This is a genomic window from Sphingobacterium endophyticum, from assembly GCF_009733535.1.
GTDB lineage: Bacteria > Bacteroidota > Bacteroidia > Sphingobacteriales > Sphingobacteriaceae > Sphingobacterium > Sphingobacterium endophyticum.
The window spans coordinates 340286-362655 of the sequence record NZ_ML771899.1 but is presented as its reverse complement, the minus strand read 5'-3'; the positions used below and the strand labels follow the sequence as shown (position 1 = coordinate 362655).

16 protein-coding genes are annotated in these 22370 nt (G+C 43.3%); 1 reads left to right on the top strand and 15 read right to left on the bottom strand.

Annotated elements, in window-relative coordinates:
* Positions 1-19: 19 nt before the first annotated feature.
* The 13 genes from E0Y80_RS01675 to E0Y80_RS01615 all read right to left on the bottom strand — a co-directional run bounded on the left by E0Y80_RS01675 (position 20) and on the right by E0Y80_RS01615 (position 19166).
* The gene (locus tag E0Y80_RS01675; protein WP_156305668.1) at positions 20-1177 is read right to left on the bottom strand and encodes a galactokinase; all 1158 of its coding nucleotides are present in this window, start codon (positions 1175-1177) and stop codon (positions 20-22) included.
* The gene (locus E0Y80_RS01670; protein ID WP_156305667.1) at positions 1174-2226 is read right to left on the bottom strand and encodes a UDP-glucose--hexose-1-phosphate uridylyltransferase; all 1053 of its coding nucleotides are present in this window, start codon (positions 2224-2226) and stop codon (positions 1174-1176) included. Before E0Y80_RS01670 ends, E0Y80_RS01675 begins: the two co-directional genes overlap by 4 nt.
* A 40-nt stretch (positions 2227-2266) precedes the next feature.
* Positions 2267-3346 carry a glycoside hydrolase family 43 protein gene (locus tag E0Y80_RS01665; protein WP_156305666.1) on the bottom strand — a complete coding sequence of 360 codons (1080 nt, stop codon included), beginning with the start codon at positions 3344-3346 and terminating at the stop codon, positions 2267-2269.
* A gap of 9 nt (positions 3347-3355) precedes the next feature.
* A complete protein-coding gene (locus tag E0Y80_RS01660; RefSeq protein ID WP_231595883.1) occupies positions 3356-4462 on the bottom strand; it encodes a family 43 glycosylhydrolase in 1107 nt (368 codons plus the stop codon).
* Positions 4463-4579: 117 nt separating this feature from the next.
* Positions 4580-5737: a sialidase family protein gene (locus tag E0Y80_RS01655; protein ID WP_156305665.1), complete on the bottom strand. Its 1158-nt coding sequence runs from the start codon at positions 5735-5737 to the stop codon at positions 4580-4582.
* Between the two features lie 19 nt (positions 5738-5756).
* Positions 5757-7700 (bottom strand): family 20 glycosylhydrolase, encoded by a 1944-nt coding sequence (locus tag E0Y80_RS01650; RefSeq protein ID WP_197091447.1) that lies wholly within the window; start codon positions 7698-7700, stop codon positions 5757-5759.
* Positions 7693-8886: an AGE family epimerase/isomerase gene (locus E0Y80_RS01645; protein ID WP_156305663.1), complete on the bottom strand. Its 1194-nt coding sequence runs from the start codon at positions 8884-8886 to the stop codon at positions 7693-7695. Before E0Y80_RS01645 ends, E0Y80_RS01650 begins: the two co-directional genes overlap by 8 nt.
* 6 nt (positions 8887-8892) lie before the next feature.
* A complete protein-coding gene (locus tag E0Y80_RS01640; protein WP_156305662.1) occupies positions 8893-10971 on the bottom strand; it encodes a GDSL-type esterase/lipase family protein in 2079 nt (692 codons plus the stop codon).
* Positions 10955-12181, bottom strand: coding sequence for an MFS transporter (locus E0Y80_RS01635; protein ID WP_156305661.1), 1227 nt, complete (start codon positions 12179-12181; stop codon positions 10955-10957). The genes E0Y80_RS01640 and E0Y80_RS01635 overlap by 17 nt, the downstream gene beginning before the upstream one ends.
* 4 nt (positions 12182-12185) lie before the next feature.
* Positions 12186-13307, bottom strand: a complete 1122-nt coding sequence (locus E0Y80_RS01630; protein WP_156305660.1) for a hypothetical protein — start codon at positions 13305-13307, stop codon at positions 12186-12188.
* Positions 13307-14230: a dihydrodipicolinate synthase family protein gene (locus E0Y80_RS01625; protein WP_156305659.1), complete on the bottom strand. Its 924-nt coding sequence runs from the start codon at positions 14228-14230 to the stop codon at positions 13307-13309. Before E0Y80_RS01625 ends, E0Y80_RS01630 begins: the two co-directional genes overlap by 1 nt.
* Positions 14231-14296: 66 nt before the next feature.
* Positions 14297-15868 carry a RagB/SusD family nutrient uptake outer membrane protein gene (locus tag E0Y80_RS01620; protein WP_156305658.1) on the bottom strand — a complete coding sequence of 524 codons (1572 nt, stop codon included), beginning with the start codon at positions 15866-15868 and terminating at the stop codon, positions 14297-14299.
* Between the two features lie 10 nt (positions 15869-15878).
* On the bottom strand, positions 15879-19166 hold the full coding sequence (locus E0Y80_RS01615; RefSeq protein WP_156305657.1) for a SusC/RagA family TonB-linked outer membrane protein: 3288 nt from the start codon (positions 19164-19166) through the stop codon (positions 15879-15881).
* Positions 19167-19310: 144 nt separating this feature from the next.
* On the opposite strand from E0Y80_RS01615, the gene E0Y80_RS01610 reads away from it, so the two are divergent.
* Entirely contained in the window at positions 19311-20000 is a 690-nt protein-coding gene (locus tag E0Y80_RS01610) for a FadR/GntR family transcriptional regulator (RefSeq protein ID WP_156305656.1), read from the top strand.
* An 11-nt stretch (positions 20001-20011) separates the two neighbouring features.
* On the opposite strand, the gene E0Y80_RS01605 is transcribed toward E0Y80_RS01610, so the two are convergent.
* Positions 20012-21268 (bottom strand): metallophosphoesterase, encoded by a 1257-nt coding sequence (locus tag E0Y80_RS01605; protein ID WP_156305655.1) that lies wholly within the window; start codon positions 21266-21268, stop codon positions 20012-20014.
* A 1-nt stretch (position 21269) separates the two neighbouring features.
* Positions 21270-22304 carry a ferrochelatase gene (hemH, locus tag E0Y80_RS01600; RefSeq protein WP_156305654.1) on the bottom strand — a complete coding sequence of 345 codons (1035 nt, stop codon included), beginning with the start codon at positions 22302-22304 and terminating at the stop codon, positions 21270-21272.
* Between the last annotated feature and the right edge of the window lie 66 nt (positions 22305-22370).

The following is a 22370-nucleotide window of genomic DNA, read 5'->3' as shown; positions in this document are numbered from 1 at the left end:
TTTTAGTTTATAATTAATTCTAATATACTAATTCTGAGCCGTTATCAGTTTTTACAAAAATTGCCGTTAGCTCTAAATTAAATTTCTCTTTATAGGCCGGAGATAAGGAATCCACCAGTTGCTGCCCAAATCCCTTCTTCACAATATTAATCGTACAACCTCCAAAGCCGCCGCCCATCATCCTGGCCCCTACCACTTCTTCAAAGGCTTTCGCATGATCAACCAAAAAATCCAACTCCGCACAACTAACCTCATATTCCTTACTCAATCCTTCATGCGCACGGAACATTTGTTTCCCCATGGCCGGAATATCTCCCTTCGACATCTCCTCACATGCCCTAGCCAAACGCTCATTCTCCTCAATCACAAATCTTGCCTTCACGTAACTATCCGAATCCACCCCTTTGACCATTTCGTCAAGCATAGCAGGGGAAACATCCCGCAAACTCTTAACATCCGGGTTTTTACTCTTTACCAAGGACACAGCCTTTTCACAGGAATTCCGCCTGTCATTATAGGCCGATGATGCTAGTGAATGCTTCACGTTCGTATTTAATAATACAATTTCGTAATCCCCTAATTCCAAGGGCACATAGGTATAGGTTAGATCCCGGCAGTCTAATCGAACGACATGATTTTCCTTACTCAATACCGAAGCAAATTGATCCATAATCCCACACATCACCCCGGCATAAGTGTGCTCAGCCAGCTGCCCAATCTTTGCAATGCTTACACGATCAATACCAAATCCGAATAACTCATTCAGCCCAAATGCCGTCGCACATTCGACCGCAGCCGATGAGGAAAGCCCGGCACCTACTGGTATATCCCCGTCAATATAGAGGTTAAAGCCCGACAATGAATACCCCCTTTCCCTCAGTTGATGGACAACGCCTAAAATATAGTTTGGCCAACCTCTATCCGTGGGAGCGACATTATCCAATTCTATCTCAAATCTTTCATTAAAATCTTCCGCAAAGAGATGAATTTCATTATCATCGCGCTTCTGCAGTGCAACATATACCGCCTTGTCAATCGCCGTAGGCAATACAAAGCCCTCATTATAATCCGTATGCTCGCCAATAATGTTGATTCGGCCTGGCGACTTCGAAATTAAGGTAGGGACTTCCCCATACAATTCCTTGAATCTTGACCGAATCTGTTCTCTTGCAATCATCTGTTCTTTCCTTTATAATGTACTGTTGCTTGATTTCTAATTATTTCTGCAGCCTTTTCCGCTGTAATATCTCGCTGAGGGTTCGCCAACATCTCATAGCCGACCATAAATTTCTTTACCGTTGCTGAACGTAGCAATGGCGGGTAGAAGTGCATATGCCAATGCCAAAATTCCTGATCCCCGGCATTCACTGGAGCTTGATGCATCCCCGCTGAATAGGGAAAAGAGGTAGAAAAAATATTGTCATAACGAATCGTCAATTCTTGCAGGGTCTTTGCTAAATCAAGCTTCTCCGCTTCCGAAAATTCAGTGATATCCTTCACATGCCGCTTACTGATCAACAAGGTTTCAAATGGCCAAGCCGCCCAAAACGGCACCAAGGCAACAAAATGTTCATTGTCAACGACAATTCGTTCTTGTTTCTTAAGTTCTAAGGCTAAATAATCTGACAGAAGAGTTTTGCCGTGCTGTAGATAATATTCCCGTTGTTGCTTCTCTTCCTTTAAAATCTCCATAGGAAGCTTGCTCTCGGCCCAGATCTGCCCATGTGGATGGGGATTGCTACAGCCCATTATCGAACCCTTGTTCTCAAAGATCTGTATATATTTTATCCAATCGTTCAATGCTAGGGATGCAAATTCAGCCTGCCAAACATCAACTACTTTTTTTATTTCATCAACCTCCATTTCTGGAAGCGTTAGCTCATGTCGAGGGGTAAAAGCAATGACCTTGCAGATTCCCCTTTCGGTTTCTGCAATCAGCATCCCCTCCTCATTAATTAACCCTGCCTGGGTATCTTCTAAAAGCGCTGAAAAATCATTGACAAAAACAAAACTGGCTTGGTAATCTGGATTCTCACTCCCATCCGCTCTTTTATTCCCCGGACATAAATAGCATGCAGGGTCGTATTCCGGCCTTGCTTCTGTTGGCAAATCTTCAACCTGCCCCTGCCAGGGACGCTTGCTCCGATGTGGGGAAACGAGGATTCTTTCCCCCGTCAACAGGTTTAATCGGGTATGAGGAACATCATTAATCTCAAAATTAGGCATAGGTTCATCTATCTTTTGTCCCCCTAAGATACAAATTCCATCAATTAATTGTAGTTGGACCGTGTACTTTTAACACACCTTTCGAATCTATCTCCAACGGATCTATGAAAACTACCCGCTCATTGCCTGTCTTGGTCGTTCGACCATGATAAACACAGTACATCTTCCCGTCCTTCCCAACAAATACAGAATTATGCCCAGTACCGGTCACATCACCCCCCTTTTCATTGTTCTTCTCCAGAACTGGATTGTGATCTGACTTTATAAATGGTCCCAAAGGACTCCTTGATGTAGCATATCCTACTGCGTAGTATGGCCCTGCATAATGATTCGCAGAATACATCATATAATATTGCTTATTATGCTTAAATAAATAGGATCCCTCCGTCCACCTTCTATTGATCTCGCCATGGGTTACGGATCTGCTCTCCCATTCAGCCTGCTTATCAGATGCGCTCACCGGCGGACGTAATAACAGTCTCGGCTCACCAATAACTCCACTCAAATCTGATCTAAGCCGAATCCCATATACCCAACTCTCTTCAATCTCATCATAAAGCCCCTTATCCTTAGCCCAATCAGCTATCTCAGATTTAACAGGGTGCTTATAACAACACCTTGAATAATATAAATATTTACTGCCATCCTCGGCAACATATACATTTGCATCAATGATCGGATAACCTGGATCAAAAAGTGGTTTATCCGAAATATCTTTAAACGGTCCTCTCGGACTATCTGATACCGCAACCCCAATCTTATAGTTTTCCAATTCATTGTTAGGGTTGTTCTTCCAATGGGCGCTATAGAATAAATAGAACTTATCATCCCATTTATAGACTTCTGGAGCCCAAAAATCCTTGGTTCCCCAAGACTTTTCCTGTAGGTTATTATAGATTACGCCTTCATTTTTCCAATCCTTCAAATCTTTGGAAGAATAGACCACAAAACCGTTCTTTGTGCCCCCTGTTCCATATAAATAATATAGATCGCTTTGCTCATCATAAATAATATAGGGATCCCCTAAAGCAACTGACAGCGGATTTCCAGGTAATTCCTGTGCTTTGCCAAGCAAACAGAACAAGAATGAGAATCCTATTAGCAAAAATCGTATGTTCATCTCTGATTATTAAATTATAGGTTTTTTGGTTTTATTTCTTTCTGGTCTACCTGTTCCGATCACTGGCCAGCCATCTTTCCAGGTCATTGGATCTAGCATCAACATCCTTCTGCTTGTTCCATTGCCTAACTTTCCATTGTTTTTATCAATGGCATGGTAAAATATCCAATCCTTTCCTCTGGAGTCCTTAATGATTCTTGAAGTATGACCCGGTCCGACAATAGACTCTGATCCTTCAAGGGCAAGGCTACCATGATTTCTTTCCTTGATATCTCGACCTTCTTTATCCAGATAGGGTCCCAATAAATTCTTCGACCGTGCACTCAACACATGGTATTTACTATTTGCGCCCTCACAGCAACTTCCCTTTGAGCCCATGAAATAGAAATAGCCGTTTTTCTTAAATATGGTCACCGCTTCATAATCTCCGGCAGCTATTTTATGCTTCTCCCCATTCAATATCTTTTTTCCATCCGGCGTCAGTTCCAGAGCATAGGTCCCTTGTTCGGGACTGTCGGAAAAACTTCCCCAGAAAATATACTTCTTGCCTTTATCCTCTACAAAAAAAGGATCTATGGAATTAGGCACATTGGCAGATTTTGAATCAAGCAATTTCCCTTGATCAATAAAAGGTCCTTTTGGGGAATCCGAAATGGCCAATCCAAGACCGGGATTCTTATCCCCCCAGGTAGAAAATGAATAATAGAGGTAATATTTGCCATCTACCAGGTTGATATCTGGCGCCCAAATCCCGCCAGCCTCTTTCCAATTGGGTTTAATTTCAAAAGCATGGCCAACAAAGGACCAGTTCACCATATCCTTGGATTCTAAAATCGGTACCAGACGCGTCCCCTTTCCATCATCCCAATTATCTTGGGTACCATAGGCATAGAATAGTTTTGTTTTTGGGTCCTGGATTACCGTTGGATCAGCGAGCACCGGTTCAAATACAGGATTCTGATAAGTTTCATGCATTGTGCCTGTAACTGCAGTGTTTTTCCTCGAGCAGGAATCCAGTACAGAAGCCGACAGCAACAAAATAGACATGAGCATTGAATTGCGGACCGAAGGAACATTGATCATATTTTTTATATAGGCCACACTTTTCAGAAACATAACTTGATTGGGTTAAATAGGTTAAACAATTAGATAAAATTCAATTTACGGGAATTTTCTGAAAATCGTGGGAATAAAAAAAGAAAACCCTAAGCTTTTTTGGCTTAGGGCTTTCCATTACTTGATCTTTTCAGTAAGAAAGACAATGTCCTTATAATTATCTTTTTCATACAAGATACCGACCATCTTTGGCTTCATCAGGACTACATCCGAATAGGCCGAATAGGCACCTTTATACCCTTCAGGAGCTTTAGCGATTAGTTTTGAAAAATACCAGGTCCTGCCTTTGTCCTTTGAAAGTCTCAAGGTCAGGTTATCCCTATTTTTTTCATCGGCAGCATTAATATGGGCCAGAATAAAATTCTTTCCTTTCTTCCATGACAACACCGAACCTTGGTTGACCGGGTCTGGTAGGTTAGGGTCTGGAGCAGAGCTTTGCCAGGTTTCACCGCCATCCCTCGAAATAGAAACAACCCGTTTCTTCGGGTTCAGCTGTTGGTTTCTAGAGCTCATGTAAACCTCATTTTCACCCACCTGGGCAGCAGAAGATTCATTTGTGCCTGGATAGGGTACATTCTGGCTCAATTCAAAAGTCTTCCCATGATCATCCGTATAGAATGCATGGGCATTCCAATCTTTCCCTTGTGCGCTTGGATCCCCAGCACTATGGTTGGCAGCAATGTAAATCCGTCCTTTATTCGGACCTGAAGCAAACTGGAACCCATGGCCAGGAGTATTCGCATAAGTTCGCCAATCTTCTTTAAAAGAATATTCTGGATAGACCTGCGGCTGATTAGGCCTATGCGTTTGGCTTGTGATGTTCACAGGTTCAGTCCAAGTCTTAGCGCCATCCGTAGAAGTGATGTACCATATTTCGCGCAAGCCCCTACCCTTTCTTACTTCACCCTCATGGTTATTTCCCGTATTATAAAACAGAAATATCCTTCCTGCTGGATATTCCGGATCCATTAGATCCACTACCGGGGCAGCGTTCCCTGCCTGGAGCTTATCATAATCCGCTGCAACATTCAATCTCCCCCAGGTCTTGCCTTGGTCCTGACTGATCTTATAGACGATATCCACATTGCCATAATCTCCCGCATGATCAACCCTTCCTTCTGAGAAAGCGATCAGGTCTCCATTCTTATTCTTGATAATGGCAGGAATCCTATAACTGGCATAGCCATCCTCGCCAGACCGGAAAACCACAGTTTCCTGCGCGGAAGCAGCTGATATCAAGCATGCAGAAAATACTGCTAAAAATAGTTTTTTCATATATAGTATGTATTGATTTCTAATGATAGGGGATAAATGTAAACATCCATTTGGTTGGGTTTTGCCAATCCTTCCCCTTAAAATCTCCGACTGGCAATTTGATCAATATATCGTTCCAGCCTTCTTTCAACTGAACCTTGGTCGGCTCCCTAAAAGAATAACCTTCATCGCTCAATGGCAATTCCAGACCGCCCTTCTGTCCGGGATGTTTCCATTTCGGGGCAGGAATCTTCTGTCCATTGACGAAAACCTGGCTGTGCAGTTCATCCCAAGCCCCTTGAGCAGGAGAATCACTGGCATAAGAACGGGACAGATTCGCAAAACCTATCCAAAACGGCTTTTCTTCCGTTTTATCACTCCAGATTCTAGACCTTGCATAAAAGGTACTATTTTGCTTAGGGGATTCAATAACTCCCGGAATAATATCAGCCCACCAATGCCTCAAAATAATGGTCCCACCGACTTGGTTCTTATAAACGTGGTAATGATCTCCAAATGGGTCCTTTTCAATGAGAAACTCCTTAGTTAAATCGCCAGCATTATCATAAGGACCGATCAAATCCCAAAACATTTCGGTTTGCCTCTGATATGGAAAAGGAAGGTCAGCGAAATATTTCGTTTTATGTAACAAGATTCTTTTCTCAAATGCTGCAAATTCATGGAAGGCTTCCGTTTCTCTTCCTGGCAGAGATGCCCTCCAACCTGATTCACCGCCTCCTCTCCATATTCTTTCGGCAAATGTTATCATCCCAGGATAAACCGCACTTTGCAGGAACATATCTTCAGGCTTTTCAACTGCGCGATCCGGCCAAGAACATAAAATGGCACCGCTAAGCCGTTCGCTTTCCTTCTCCTGCTCCGCAAACCTTCTAAAAAATAAGGTTGTCACAGTTTCCAAAGGATCCATGTGGTTGATATAAAGATGCTTGGAATCCAGATACTGGAGTCCAGCATTTGGATCGATTGATTTTGGACCGCCCATCCACATTTGACGGACAGTAGTTGATTCCAAGTTACTTCCAGGATCCCAGCCATAGGTTTTGAACCCTAAGGATTCCACATATTTCGTGATTTCGGGCATAAACTGTTTATTGCTGATCTTCACCTCATCCCCTCCTATATGCAAATGTTTGAGGGTGGGATAAGTCTCAGAAAATTCCTTAAGCAATTCCTTGATGTGACCAATGCCCTCTTCACTCTGCATATTGACCTTAAAGAACCGTTCAAAAGCAGCAGAATGCCCCGGCATGTCAATCTCGGGCAGGAATAAGATATGCCTATCCCTGCAATAATCGATCAACTCCTGAAACTCAGCGACACTATAATGCTCTCCAGCCCAACGTGTCATGTTCTCCGCAGCAGTGAGACCAGGATATTTTTTACTTTCCAAACGCCAAGCTACATCCTCTGTGAAATGGAAATGCAGAACATTGAGCTTATACTTAGCCATAACATCGATCTGCTCCTTCAACATGGACAGAGACTGATAATTCCTTCCCACATCCAACAAGAATCCCCTAAAGGAATATGCAGGTTGGTCCCTGATGTTCACCAGGGCTACCTGTTTCTCATGAAAGTCCATTTGCCGTAAGGTCTGAAGGGCATAGAAGATCCCTTTACTAGCCAAGGCTTGTATATGGATTCCCTTGGCATCGATTTTCAACCCATATCCTTCCTCGGAGTCAACCCCATTTAAGCTTGACACGATTTTCAAGGAAATGGCAGGTCCCCTCTTATCCTTCTGGATATTGATGCTATGTCCTTCTAAAATATCTCTTAGCAGGTTGACCTCGTTTTTTCGGATTGATTTGTCAATTTCTAGATGCATCCCCTTGGACAAATCCAGTTTATTTCCTGACCCCTGAATATCTTGAGGCATTGGTATCAAGGCCTCCTGGGAGCTCAGGTTACTGACCGAAAAAAGGTTGATCAACAGTAGAAAAAAATGGGCTATCCTATTCATTGTTTTCCTTATTCTTAAATTGATTAATAATAGTCCAGCAGTACCATTCTTGCCTAGGCAAGTGGAAAGGTCCTTTAAATAAATTCCCTTTTGCGGTTTGGGCCTTTCTCCCATCCCGATGTAGATAACCGAACCATTCCCCATTTTCTTTATCATGGAAATTGGTATAGGCATATTCATGGATCTGCTTATGCATATGGGCATACTTCTGATCCTTGGTTATCAGATATGCCAATAAGGTAGCTATGATGGCCTCGTTCTGTGGCCACCAAAATTTCATGTCCTGCCAATACTCTTGGACAGGCCTGTCATATACGTCTCTAAAATACAGAATACCTCCAAATTCCTTATCCCAGCCTCTTTCCCACATATAGTCCAGCATCCGCAATCCTAGGTTGATCAATTTCTCATCCATATTTCTATGAACGGCTTCATGGAGAATAAACCAAGCCCCCTCAATAGCATGTCCAGGATTGAGCGTTCGCCCATCAATATGATCGATGATGCTACCATCAGGAGCTACTTGCTCCATTACACAGCGGATATCGTCCTTCACAAAAAATCGTTCAATCTCTTGTATCCAATTTTTAATTTCCTGATCACATCGCGGGTCCCCAATGGTATCCCTTAATTGCTGTGCGGTATTGCACATGATCATCGGAATACCTATCCCGCGGCTTGGTCGAGTTACCTCAAACTTTGGTTCCATTTTCCGTCCTCCACTGGCATACTCCAAACAAACCCCAAACAGATCACGGGCAAAATCAGCAGCTTCTTGATCTCCCGAAGCCTTGGCATAAGCAGCACTGGCAATTACAGCAAATGTTTCCGAGAAAAAATAACGGCGCATACGGATTGGATTTCCTTCCTGATCCACATGGAAATACATTTTCCCCTCCGCATTAAAGCATTTGTTTTTCAAAAATTCATAGCCCAAGCGAGCCCCTTCCAACCATTCATCCCGTGGCTCCACCGTGTTATAGAGGGTGGAAAGCAACCAACAGGCACGACCCTGAATCCAAACGGCCTTATCGGTATCGATCAACGAACCATCTTGGTCTCGCATTAACAAGTATCCACCAAACTCATGATCAAATGATCTCGGAAACCAAAAAGGAACCGTATCATTCACCAATTGATCTTTATAAAAATCTGCCAGTGCAGTTAGCTCTTCTTTATTGTACATTCTTTATTATCTTTTAATCGAAAACGTGGAAACAGGAACCCCTTCCTCATTCACTAAATTTGCTCTTGAAAAGGGCTTGTATCCATAATATATCTCGGTTAAGCATCTGGGGTTTTCCAGGACAACCGAATTCCCCCTTATTTCCACTACCTTGAGATCTACCAAATTTCCGTGTCCATCCTTAGCCTGAAACCCTAGAACCTCTTTTGATCCCATAGCCCTTAATTGCTTGGCATGGCTGAATCTAATTTCATGCTTACCTTCCTTGCAATAGGAATAAATGGGCTGGGGACTGTCCGAATTGTTATCTATCCCAAATTCATGCTTCAAGACCAGGTTTGCCAATCGCTTCCCGATGATTAACTTCTCCCTTGGATGTACATCCAAGGAATCACCTACATCAAAACTGATAGCCATATAGACATCCTTCGATTCATTGCTGAGCTTTCTTTGGCTATCCCTGAATTTTGGCCATGACGGCCTATCTATACTGGAAAGCTGAACCGTATAGAATGGCAACCTTTCCCTTTTACCCAAAAAGGGCTTATAATTCGCTCTCCAAGAAGCAATTAATATCTTGAATAAGTGTTCGTGCAATTCAACGTTATGGGCATTACTTTCTCCCTGATACCATAGAATCCCCTTTAATGAGGCATCCTTCCACTTATTGTACCCAGCTTCAAAATTATAGGCCGGTCCATAGGGATGTCTCTGGTTCTTGACCATTGATTTCTTTAGATTGACCTCAGCCCTGTTCCTACAGAAATCCTGGATAAAATCAGATTTTCGCCACCCGTGGATATAAGTCGCCAACAGCGGGTCTTCCTCCAAGCTTCTTCTTGGAATCCAAGACTCGGTATTCGAACCCCCAACGGCTAGTTCAATGATTCCGATAGGAACCTTCGTTTGCTGTCCCAGTGCTTCTGCAAAGCTGTAAGTAATGGCTGAAAAGTTGGCGGCATTTTCTGCCGTTAACCTCTCCCAGTTCCCGGAGAAGTATTCCAGATCATTTACCTTCTTTAAAGTAGCCTCATCCCACTCTTCATTATTTGTTTCCTTTAGGATCTTGTTCTTAAAAATTCGAATATCATTGCGTTTGGAAGCCTCCCGGATCAATTCGCTTGATCCATTGGCATCCTTTAACGGAAAAGCCATATTGGACTGTCCTGATGCCAAGAACACATCGCCAAACAATATATCCTCCAAGAATATCGAATCCTGATCCGTATAGATTTTCATCCGATATGGTCCACCAGCAGGCTTGGCAGAAATATCAATTGCCCACTCCCCTACTTCGTTCGCACTGGATAGGGCAGTTCCTCCATCCATTTCAATAAATACACCCTGCCCAGCATTCGCTTTGCCTTTTATCCGATTAGTTTGATCCCGTTGCAATACCATATGCGAACCTATACTTTCATGTACCGAAAGCCTCTGCCTTACAGGAATTATTCTATCGAAAATGGTCTTTGCAATAATTTCTGCACCTTGTTCAGAAGGGTGTAGATAATCATCAAATAGATCGATACGAAAAGCTAAAGGAGGATAGAGATCAACGAGCTTGTGGAAATGTATCACCGCCACAGCGCCTATTTCTTTCTTGATATCCCAGTACCAATCTCGAGTTCCTGAAAGGAACCGAGGATGTCCACTAAAAATTGGCGTATTTTCACATACATAAACTTCTACCTCCAGATTTTCGTTTTCAAAAAGAGAGATCAGTTTATTGTAGTCCCGTTGAAAGTCCATTTGGTAGTTAGGCCAATTTCTTGGATCTGTATCATTCAGACCTAGGGAAATGACAACCAAATCAGGTTTAAAGGCTATGGCAGCCTTTAGTTCTTCTGATTCCAGATAAGGGTTGTGCCCTTTTTCCAGCAGCGTTGCGCCATTTCTCCCAAAATTGCGGACTTCATAACCATCACCCAGTAATTGCTGCAATTGATCCGGATAAGTCTTCCCTTTAGCCAAATTAGAGCCTTTAGTAACCGAATCGCCAATACAGGCCACCCTCTTCTTTTGTTGGGCAAAAAGAAAGTTGAACGAAAGAATAAATAAGAAAAGTACTTTAATCGATAGCCTCATTTCCCTTCGGTTTTAGTACGGCCAATTGGATGATCAAAACGATCAACACAATTCCCGCCAATAAAGCAAAATCACTTCCCAATTGCCCCTCATCCGCCGAAGCACCAAGAATCTTGGTGATGTAAGCTCCTGCAAATACACCCACCATATTCATGATTCCATACGCCGTTGCCCTGTATTTTGAGGACACAAACTGACAGAGGATCGGCATATTGTTGGCATCAAACATCCCAAAACCGAAGCCAAACATCAGGCCTGCAGCAACGATAGCAAAGACACTGTGCCCATATCCAATCAATATTACCGCAGGAATGGTCAATGCCAAACCAATAGCACTGGTATAAATCCTTCCTCGCACGTTCTTTTGTATCCATTTATCTGAAATAACACCTCCAAGGATTACCCCAAAGAAAGAAGAAAGGGCTATGGTAATGGTGGCCAAGGGACCTGCTTTTTCCATAGGGATATGCAGGTTTTCCGAGAATAAGGTAGGCAACCAATTCTTGGTTGCCCAGCCTGGCAGGCTAGGAACAGCAAAATATAATAGGATGACCCAGAAAGCAATATTGGAGAACAAGATGGAAAGCCCTTTCAACAAAGGAACCTTGTTTCCCACCAACTTCTTGGCATCAGCTCGTTGATCGGTTTCATGTAAAAACAGAATTAGGACTATGGAATAGACGATACCGATCAATCCAAACAGGATAAAGGTATAATGCCAAGAATAGGATGCAGCAACGGTAGCACCAAAACCTCCCAATGCCTGTCCAAAATAGAAACCGGTCATGTGGATCCCCACAGCTAAGGACCGTGACTTATCCGAATGGTAATCGGCAATCAAAGAAAGTCCAGCTGGAATATACAAGGCTTCACTCACGCCCATAATCGCACGTAAGGAATACAGTTGCTCGTAGGTATTGGCATAGCCCATCGCCAGAGTTACTGCCGACCATACAAACAGACTCCCTACGATCAACCATTTCCGGTTCCACTTATCGGCAACAATCCCAGCTACAGGACTCATAAAACCATATATCCAAAGAAATACAGCCATTAGGTTGCCAAATACCGCAGCACTTTCCAATTCCACAATATCGATGGCCATTGCGGGGCGCATGGTTGATAGGATCTGGCGGTCCATATAATTCAGGAGTGCCACAAACCATAACAAGCCTACAACGATCCAAGGATATCTTTTACTGTTTTTCATAGGTTTATTTTATCTGTCCAACCAAGATCTGATCAGTACGGACCCCTGCCCGAACCTCTCCTGATGGAATAAAAAATAGATTTTCTTTTAAAACTGCGGTTGTGGTCACTGGACTTTCTGCTTCCGTCCCGTCCAATCTTGCCCAAGAATCAGTCTTTAGCTCATATACCCAATTCTCTTTCGAAAATCCGGGATGTCCTGCCTGAAGGCTATTCTTTGCTTGAGTCAACTCTTCCTTTTTCAGCGGATCATTTTCCTTGGCAATATAGGCTATAGCCTCCTCTACCTTTGTAAATATGCTTCCATCATCCCCTCCGAAAACATATATTTTCCCCTGTTTATAGATTCCTGTTCCTGCTGCCAAAGCCATAGGGAGCTTAGTGAGCTCACGAACAGTTTTGGTTTTAAGGTCTAATTCCAACAGTCCATCATAAATATCACTCGTGGCATTTGGATTTTTCTTCCTTCCACCGATCACATAGGTTTTGTCCTTCCCATTTCCAAGCACAACAGCATGGCTTACTGGATAGGGCAATTGCATATATTCCATCCAATCTGCAGTCGAATCATCCAATTTCAGGGAATAAACCTGATCAGAGACCGATTCTGCATTTTCACCGCCAACAAAGAAGATTTCATTGATTCCCGCTGCCATCCCAGCATTGGTCAATGCTACTGGCAAGGGCTTTAGGTCTCTCCTTTGTAGCCTTCCCCTTTCTGATAGTTCATATTTGGCAACCTGATCAATAGGACCGGTTTCATTTTCTCCCCCTGCAATATAGATGGAATTTGAAAGACTGAGATTCGCAGTATAGGCAATCCCCGCTCCAAGGTTAAATATCGTATCCAGCTTTAAGCTTGATCCTGAAATGGAATAGACATATCCTTGAGATTGGTAAACTTTCTTTCCTCCATCCCAAGGCAATCCATCCGGGAAATTAGCACCAGCAGCTACAATCAGTTTGTCCTGAATGACACCGGTCATTGGTCCTGCGACACCTATATTTTTTAATCCAGAAACCGCAGGCAAATGACTTGCTTCTCCCCATAATACACCGGACCTGATCTGAGAATCAGAACAACCAACCACTAAAACCGCCATAGATAATATTGCCTTAATCCGCATTAATTAATTGACTTAAAGGAATCAAAGCCCAATGCCGCAACATCTGCCTTGAACAATTCGAAATTCTCTTTTGACATATTGGCTATCGGCAAACGGAATCCGCCACAATCCAAGTCCACTAATTTCATATAAGCCTTTCCGGTCGCAATACCTCCGTATTTGCCCAACAAACGGATCATATCAATGGATTTCTGCTGCAATTTATTGGCTTCCTCAAAATTGCCCTGCTCATAAGCTGCTATTAGATCATTGTATAATGGGGCCGCATAATTATAGGTACTTCCTACTGCGCCTTTTGTTCCTAATACCAAGGAGGACAACATGTTCTCATCACGTCCCCAAAGCATATCGTACTTCCCATTTTTATGATTCAAACAGGATAAAAAATCCATAAAATCTTCATGCGTATATTTGATGCCCTTGAAGGTAGGAATTACATTATCCACCGCTTCCAACAGGTCGATCATATTATAGTTTCCGCCTGTAAGCACTGGGATATGGTAATAATAAAAGGCTGTATTTGGTGCAGCCGCAGCAATTTCCTGACAGCATTTTGCCAATTGCTTCACATTTGCAGGCTTGAAATAATAAGGGGAAGTAAAGGATATGGCATCTGCTCCTTCTTGTTCGGAGATCGCTGCCAATTGCTTACATTCCCTTACATTCGTACCGCCTAAAAACATAATCAGGGCAAAATCTGGATCTGCTTTGGTCAATACTGTCCAAGCCTTCAATACTTGCACTTTCTCATCAAAGCTCAAGGATACCCCTTCTCCTGTCGAACCACAAATAAAAGCTCCCTTTACATTATTTCTCTTAAGAAGCTGATAATAAGCAGGAATCAGTTCCAGGTTCAGTTCATTATTTGGATGAAATGCCGTAAATGGAGCAGCAATCAATCCTTCAATTTTGTTTGTTAGCATATACAAATTATTAAAAACTGGATAACCTATCCTGACCGGCAGGATAGGCTTATATTAAATTTATCATTAAGTTCCTGAATATCCAGGATTTTGGTCCCCATTTAACTTTGGATCCGCCGTTAGGGTTCCAAGGTCAATTGGCCAAAGGATTTTATGTTTCTGGGATTCGTTGTCATCCAACACCCCAACCAAATTCAGGTCCTTACGGAAAACCAATGGTCTTCCAGTTGCATCTTGCATGCGGCGTAAATCATACCATCGCTTACCTTCCGAAACAAACTCCTTGGTTCGTTCATAAAATATGGCAAGTTCATTAGCTTCAAACCCTCCGTTTACAAATTGCGGTGCCGTACCTTTATAGGCCCTGTTCCTCACCAACATAATTTCCCCACTCGGGTCTTGACCCAATTTATTCTTGATTTCTGCCAATAACAGATAGGCATCGGCTAAACGATAGATCGGATAGTCGTCCGAATAATTCCTAACACCATCCACAATGGTCCCTAAGAATTTACGTAGAACCACTGCATGCACATCTCCTTTGTTAAAGTTCAGGAAGGTTGCATTGGCTCTGCTATCTGCGGCATCATACAATTGGTACAGGCCATACTTGTATTCATATCGGATAATACCGGTATTGGAAATCTTCAGAGGATCTGCCGGAATTGGCTCTCCTTTATCATCGACATAGCCAGAAATATCATCACTCTGTGCATACAGGAAATTATTGAAGAAATTGGTCGCTTCACCGTATTGGTACCTCAAGGTAAAAATGGTTTCCGAATTCCCTTTATTGGAAGCTGAACTTGCCGTTGCAAATACATTAGCATAGTCATCGACCAACGTGAATTTTGGAATAATGCTCTCCACAGCTGCCTTGGCAGTCTGCAGATCCTGGGCCGTGGAAGCGGGCGCGGCCCCATCGACCCTCACCTTTGCCGACCATAGGTACACCTCCGTTTTCAGCATCTGTGTAGCAGATAATGACCATTGCGATTTTTGGTTCAGGATATTATGGTCATTGTTGAAGCTAGAGACTGATTTTTCAACATCCGCTTTTATAAAGTCAAGAGTCTCTTTTTCCGTTATACTACGGGCAGTGTACAGCTCTTCAGCGGAACTTGGCGCTTGATTGGCTACCTTAGCCTCAGAAACCAGGGGAACGCGACCCCAGGTCCTGAAAAGGTTGAAATAATAATAGGCCCTCAAACCATAGGCTTGACCTAAATAATATCCCTTTTCCGAATCTGACAGATAAGTAGCGGATTCCACCTGATAGATAAAGTTGTTGATCTGAAAGATCTGACCGTAAAGGTTTGCCCAACTGCTAAAACCTGGACTGCTCTCACGGATATCTTGGATGATAATGGAACTCGAATTTAAGGAGGCGGTACCCGTAAAGCTGGTTCCATCGCGCAAGGTACCCCCCCTCAATTCACCGAAACTCCATAAGGTTTGCTGGGCATTCCTTAATTGGCTATGGATACCGAACATTGCTCCCTTCACCTGGTCCGGTGTTTTCCAGAACGATCCACTAGCAAAATAATCTTCCGGGGTTAAATCTAATTCCATCTTGCTGCAAGAGGAAAATGCTATGCTGGTTGCCGCTATTGCTAAGGCTATTAATATCTTTTTCATGATTTAAGGTTTAAAAGGTTAATTGAAGACCAAAAATGACCGTTCTTGGCAATGGGTAACCGCCGCCGCCCTGTCCTACCGATCCACTTTCTGCAGAAAACAGGGTATTTGCTGTCCAGTATTGGAGGTTCTGCCCAGTTACTGAAACGCTTAAATCCTCCATTTTGATCTTGTTTGCCAAGGATCTTGGTAAACGGTATGCCAGGGAGATTTCACGGAATGCCAAATAATTACCTTTGTTATAGAACATGCTGCTTTCGCGGCTGGTATTATTCTTAAACAATTGGTCCGCCCAGTAATACGTCGGGTATATTGCATCGGTATTTTCAGGGGTATAGGTATCCATCACTTCAGTAGTGGTATTGAATGTTCCCTGCATCATCCCTAAAAACCAAGCTCTGGGCCCATCATAAGCAACATATCCGAGTGCATAGTCGAACCTGGCACTGAGAGAAAAATCCTTATAGGTGGAATAAAGGCCGAATCCTCCGGTCCAGCGCGGAACAGTATTCCCCATATAAACCCTATCGTAGGAATTGATGATACCATCTTTATTGACATCTCTCCACATCACGTCACCTAGGGCCAATGGATAATGCAGGGCCTTTTCCGAAGCGGTCATCGCATTAAATACATCCGGATGCACCAAGGTTCTTGCTCCAATCAAATCCTTTAACTGAAGGGCATAATTATCCAAGTCCTGTTGGGTACGGATAATCCCTAATGCCTCGTATGCATAAGCCACGTTCGGATCTTGTCCTTCTTGTAAACCTCCCACCCATTCAAGTTCCATGGTACTCGGATTATATACCTGGTAACCATTCTGTCGGTTGTTTTCAACACCGTTGAATGGCAGTTTTAGAATCTTGTTCTTATTGTAGGCTGTATTCCAGTTGAAGCTCAAGGTAAAGTCATTTGCACGGACGGCCTGGTAATTCAGGTCAATCTCAATACCTTGGTTTTGCATGTCACCATTATTGGTACTAATGGATGTGAAGCCTGCTGATGAAGGCAATTCAAGGGTAGCAATCTTATCTGAAGTTGTTCTATGGTAATAAGCCACAGATAGATCTAGCCTATTCAACAATCTGGCCTCCAATCCAACTTCCTTGGTAATCAAACTTTCCCATCTCAGATTTGGGATACTTAAGCTGGTCATGGCATACCCTACATTACCATCATACTTTGATGTTCCATATGTCCCTTGCAGAGTGTATGCACCAATGCTTCCAATGTTTCCATTTGCACCATAGCTTGCTCGTAATTTTAGAGTATTGATCACCTGGTCAGCTCCCATAATATTTGCAAAGATATCTTCATTATGTAGGTTCCAACCTAAGGACACCCCTGGGAAAGTTCCCCATCGATTGTTCAATAGATTTGAATATCCATCACGACGCAAGGTCCAGGTCATTAGATAACGTCCATCATAATCATAGTTCAAACGTCCGAAAAAGGAAGTGATCCGATTGCGAACATGGTAAGAATCGATTCCACGACGGTTTGCTTCAGTACTGGTCAGGCCTAGATCCATGAAATCATCAGATGGCGCGCCTGACCCCGATGCTGAAAATCCAGTATTATAGGAATCAAAGAATTCCCATCCTCCCATCGCATCAATATTATGCTTTAGGGCAAAGGTGCCTTTATAGTTTAAAACCGCATTATAGGTTTGGTTCAAAATCTTATCATAGCTGGCTGAGGAGTTACGAGTCCTTACCCAGTTTCCAGGGCTCGCCAAATAATCCCTGTTGAAGGATTCATTGTTACTTTGGTTAATAAACCAGTTTCCACTTGTTCTCAAACTCAATCCTTCAAATAGATCAATAACAAAAGCTTGGGACATCGTAAATTTCTGGTTTTGGTTGTTACGGATAAAACGATCATTATTTACCGCAGGGTTACCATCCTGCCAGTCGCGACCTACCAATAGGTCCCCATTTTCATTAAATCCCCGCATTGTTGGGGGTGCTCCCAGGGCACGAGTCATATAGTTGCCCTCCCCGTTGATAGCATCTCTCCATTTCGTATTGGCGAAATTCAACCCTGAATTGGAGGTAATCCAAGGCTTGATCTTGTAGTCTCCATTCAGTATAAAGGTCAAACGATCGTAATTAGTCCCAATTGGCACCCCTTGTTCATAGTATTTACCCAAACTTGCATAATATTTACTCCTATCATTCCCCCCTTGAACAGCAAGGTTATAATCTTGGGTCAAGGCATTTTTGCGCAATGCATAATCGGTATAGTCAAAATCCCTGTAGATCAATTCCTTACCTGTTACCGGATCGATCATGGTTTGATAGCCTTGTGCCAACAATTCCCTGTTAGAATCATCTAAGAACATGGTGCTCCAAACGGCATTGCTCACTTTGTTCCCATCCAATACATTGCCCTGGTCATCCTTATATTTGTTGCCGGTTCCAAACGGACCTACCGAGGTCAATTGGTTCAACTGGTTTGGTTGATAGATCCCCGAGGTTTGCACGCCTTTTCTAGACCAATACAGATAATCCTTGGCATCTAAAAACTCAAAGGGGATATTCAGGGAATTGACACCGATTTTTGATTTCAACGCAATGTTGGAAACGCCTTCCTTTCCGCGTTTGGTAGTGATCAGGACGACTCCGTTTGATGCCCTGGCACCATAAATAGCTGTCGCCGAAGCATCTTTTAAGACGTCTATTGATTCGATGTCATCTTGGTTGATATCCGAGAAGCCCGACCGGATCAAACCGTCCACGATCACCAGCGGCGATCCTCCACCCCCGTAGGTGGTTCCTCCACGCAACACGATGTTGGGAACAGAACCAGGACGGCCTGAAGTTTGCTGAACCCGCAGACCCGGAATGGTTCCGGCCAATGCGGATGCGGGGTTTGAACGTACCCCAGTTTCCAGGACGCGTTTGTCCAATCTGGATACAGATCCCGTCAGATTCGATTTCTTGATACTTCCATATCCCAAAACCACTACTTCTTCCAGATCTTCCCCAGAAGGACTGAGTGAAATCTTTACGGGATCCAGGTTCTCTACGTTTAGTTGCTGCGATTGGTATCCGATTGAGGAAAATGAAATTGCATCCAACACCTTGGCCTGCACGCTAAATCTTCCCTGCCTATCGGTCTTTGTAAGAAGTCCCTGTGTTTGGTTGGAAACCGTTACGCCCTCCAGGGGATTGCCCTCATGGTCTGTAACCGTTCCGTTGAAAGCGGTCTGCGAAAATACTGCCAGGTTAATGCAGCATAAAAAGGCTAACAACAGCCCACCCCGCAAGGATTGGTAAAAAAGGTTTGTCATAATTTAATAATTTTAAAATTGGATTATGTATAACATAATAATTATTCAAATGTAATACATAATATTTTACTTCCAAATTTTTTTTCAATATAATTGTACCATGGCCCATGAGACCATATCGTCAACATGGGACCATAGAGAAATATGGAAAAATTAGGAACAATAGACACCTCGAGCTTGGTGGACAAGGCAGAGGCCAGGATCATCCAGTTCATTCAAGAAAAGAACATGGCCGTAGGGGACGTACTTCCCAAAGAACTCGATCTGGCGGATAGCCTTGGTGTAAGCAGGACGGTTGTTCGGGAGGCCCTATTAAGGCTAAAGACCATCGGTCTGATCGAATCTATTAAGCATAAAGGGGCCGTGCTCAGAAACCCGGATGTCCTGGGGTCCCTGAGGAAGGTCTTTCACCCCTCCATATTGGATGATGACACACTGAAAGACATGTTTGAAATGAGGTTGGCCCTGGAAGTAGGAATGGCCGATTTTATTGTCAATAATATCACCGACGGTGACATTGAAGAATTGGAATGCATTGCCAATGAGATCGTTTCGGGAGATACGGCGAATCCCTGGCAGGTGGATGATGAAATTCGGTTCCATGGCAAACTATATAAGATCTCAAAAAACCGGATCCTACTGGAACTGCAGGAAATGCTGTTTCCGATTTTCCAGTACGTGCACCAAAGCGGACTGTTGGAAAAAGATATAATCAAAGGTGATTTTATTTCCCACAAAGAACTCGTAGAAGTCTTAAAATTAAGGGATGCAGATGAATATAGGACTGCAATCAGAAAGCATCTGAACAATCATTTTGCAAGGATCCTTAGTTAGGGGAATAATGACTAGCCCCTAACTAATTCGAATATGGTTATTTCAGGCGCTATACCCACACGTCCCGGATACCCTAAGAACCCATATCCTGTGTTCACATACAGTTGGGAATGACCTTTGGAGTAAAGCCCTGCCCATTCCTTATAGATGTATTTGGCAGGACTCCACTGGAAGTTCTCCCCTCGAACCCCGAATTGCATCCCATGGGTATGCCCGGCGAACATAACATCAACATCCGTATCCAAAACCTGTGCACGCCAATGCGAGGGATCATGTGAGAGTAATAGCTTGACGGACTTCTCGTGTGTCCCTAACAACGCCTTCTGTAGGTCCCCTTTCTTAGGGAAACGCCCTGTTCCCCAATTCTGAACCCCAACGATCGAAATCTCATCGTTTCCGACCTTTAAGGTCCTGTTCTCATCCATCAATAGATCCCAGCCCATGACCTTGTGAGTCTGTATTAGGTCTTGAAGGTTCTTACGCTTGGCAGCAGAATCGCCAGGACCAAAGTAATAATCCCCATAATCATGGTTCCCCAAGGTCGAATACACCCCTAAGTCAGCTTTAACATGTGAAAATATATCCTGGTAATCCCGCATTTCACTGGCCACATTGTTGACCAAATCTCCCGTAAAGAAAATAACGTCAGGCTTCTCTCCCAATAGCATCTCAACTCCACCCATTACGGCCTTCCTATTGTAGAATGACCCCGAATGCACATCAGAGATCTGCCCTATGGTCATCCCATGAAACTCCTTTGGCAAATTAGGAAGGACCAGCTTCTGTCGTCGAACACGGTAGTCATATGCCGTGGATATTACGCCCCATGCCAATGGAATCATCGGAAGGGCAGCGACAACAATTCCAGACTTTAATAAAAAGTCTGACCTTGAAATCCCCTTCTTGGGCACCTCCGGCAAGGGGTCTTCCAAAGTCTCCATGCGCTCCGGCAGATCCTTACCCCTTCCCCTAGAAAATAAGCGTCCTACCCAAACTCCCCCACGACGAAGATCATCGATGATCAGCACAACTGCATAAATAAACTTACTGACGGCCGTCAGAAAAAATGCAACCAATATTATCGAACGGACTGATAACGGAATGCTGTATTTAAAGGAAATAAATAAACCGGCCAATAAGGAAAGTGAATACCCCCACCATAAAATAGTGAACCACCTGGTCTTTATAAATTTAATATTGGTTGCACGTAATGCAAAAAATATATAAAAATCCAATAAAAATAATAGAACCGCGTTTATCTGTAGCATCTTAATTTCCGTTTTCCAACACCATATTCTTTAAAGCTTCTATCCACTTGGGATTGCCGTTCAAACTCTCAACCATATCGACCTGTTCTCCCCCCAGCTCCCTGAACTCGTTTGCATATTCAACCTGTATTTCATCAAGGGTCTCAATGCAGTCCGCAACAAATGCCGGACTAAACACCAATAATTTCTTTTTCCCTGATTTTGCTAAGCCATGCAAGGTGTCCGAAGTATAGGGCTGAATCCAAGGGGTCTTACCCAGCCTTGATTGAAAACACACCGTGAACTTGTCCTCTGGGATGTTCAACTTGCGAACAATTGCCCGAGTTGTGGCATAGCACTGCGACAAGTAACAATATGCATTCGTTTCATTCCGACAGGAATCACATCCAAAATCTGGACAGCTACCCTCAGATTTAGGATTTACCTTATCCAACTGACGAACAGGCAGCCCATGATAGCTGAATAAAAAGTGATCATAGTCCTCCAGGTCATGACGTTCGGCATGCTCAGCAATAACATCAACCATCAATGGATTATCACAATAACTACTAACGAAACTTACCTTGGGAAAGTATTGCCACTCCCGCATCAACTCCATTACCCGATCGATCACCGAACCCGTTGTCGCAGATGCATATTGAGGAAATAAGGGAATGACAATGATGGAGTCCAAATACATCTTCTCCAAATTTCTGAGCGCTTTGGAAAGGGATGGCTCCTGGTAGCGCATCGCCAGTTCAACATGATACCCCTCTCCCAACTCCTGCTGTAGCATACGCTGCTGAATAAGGCTATAGTGCATCAATGGCGAGCCGTTCTGTTCACTCCAAATGGTCGCGTAGGTATGAGCAGATTTTGATGCCCTGCGAGGTACGATTATCCCTTTGACCAATAAGGTCCGCGATAGGTATGGGATATCCATAACCCGTGGATCCATCAAAAACTCTGTAAGATATTTCTTTACCTCACCGGAAGTTGGCGAATTTGGCGTCCCCAATTGAACCAACAAAACACCCTTTTTTGCCTTTTTACTCATACTAAACAAAACTAGCTATAATTTCACAGCAATTCAGACCCATCAAACTATTTCAAGGGTATAAAA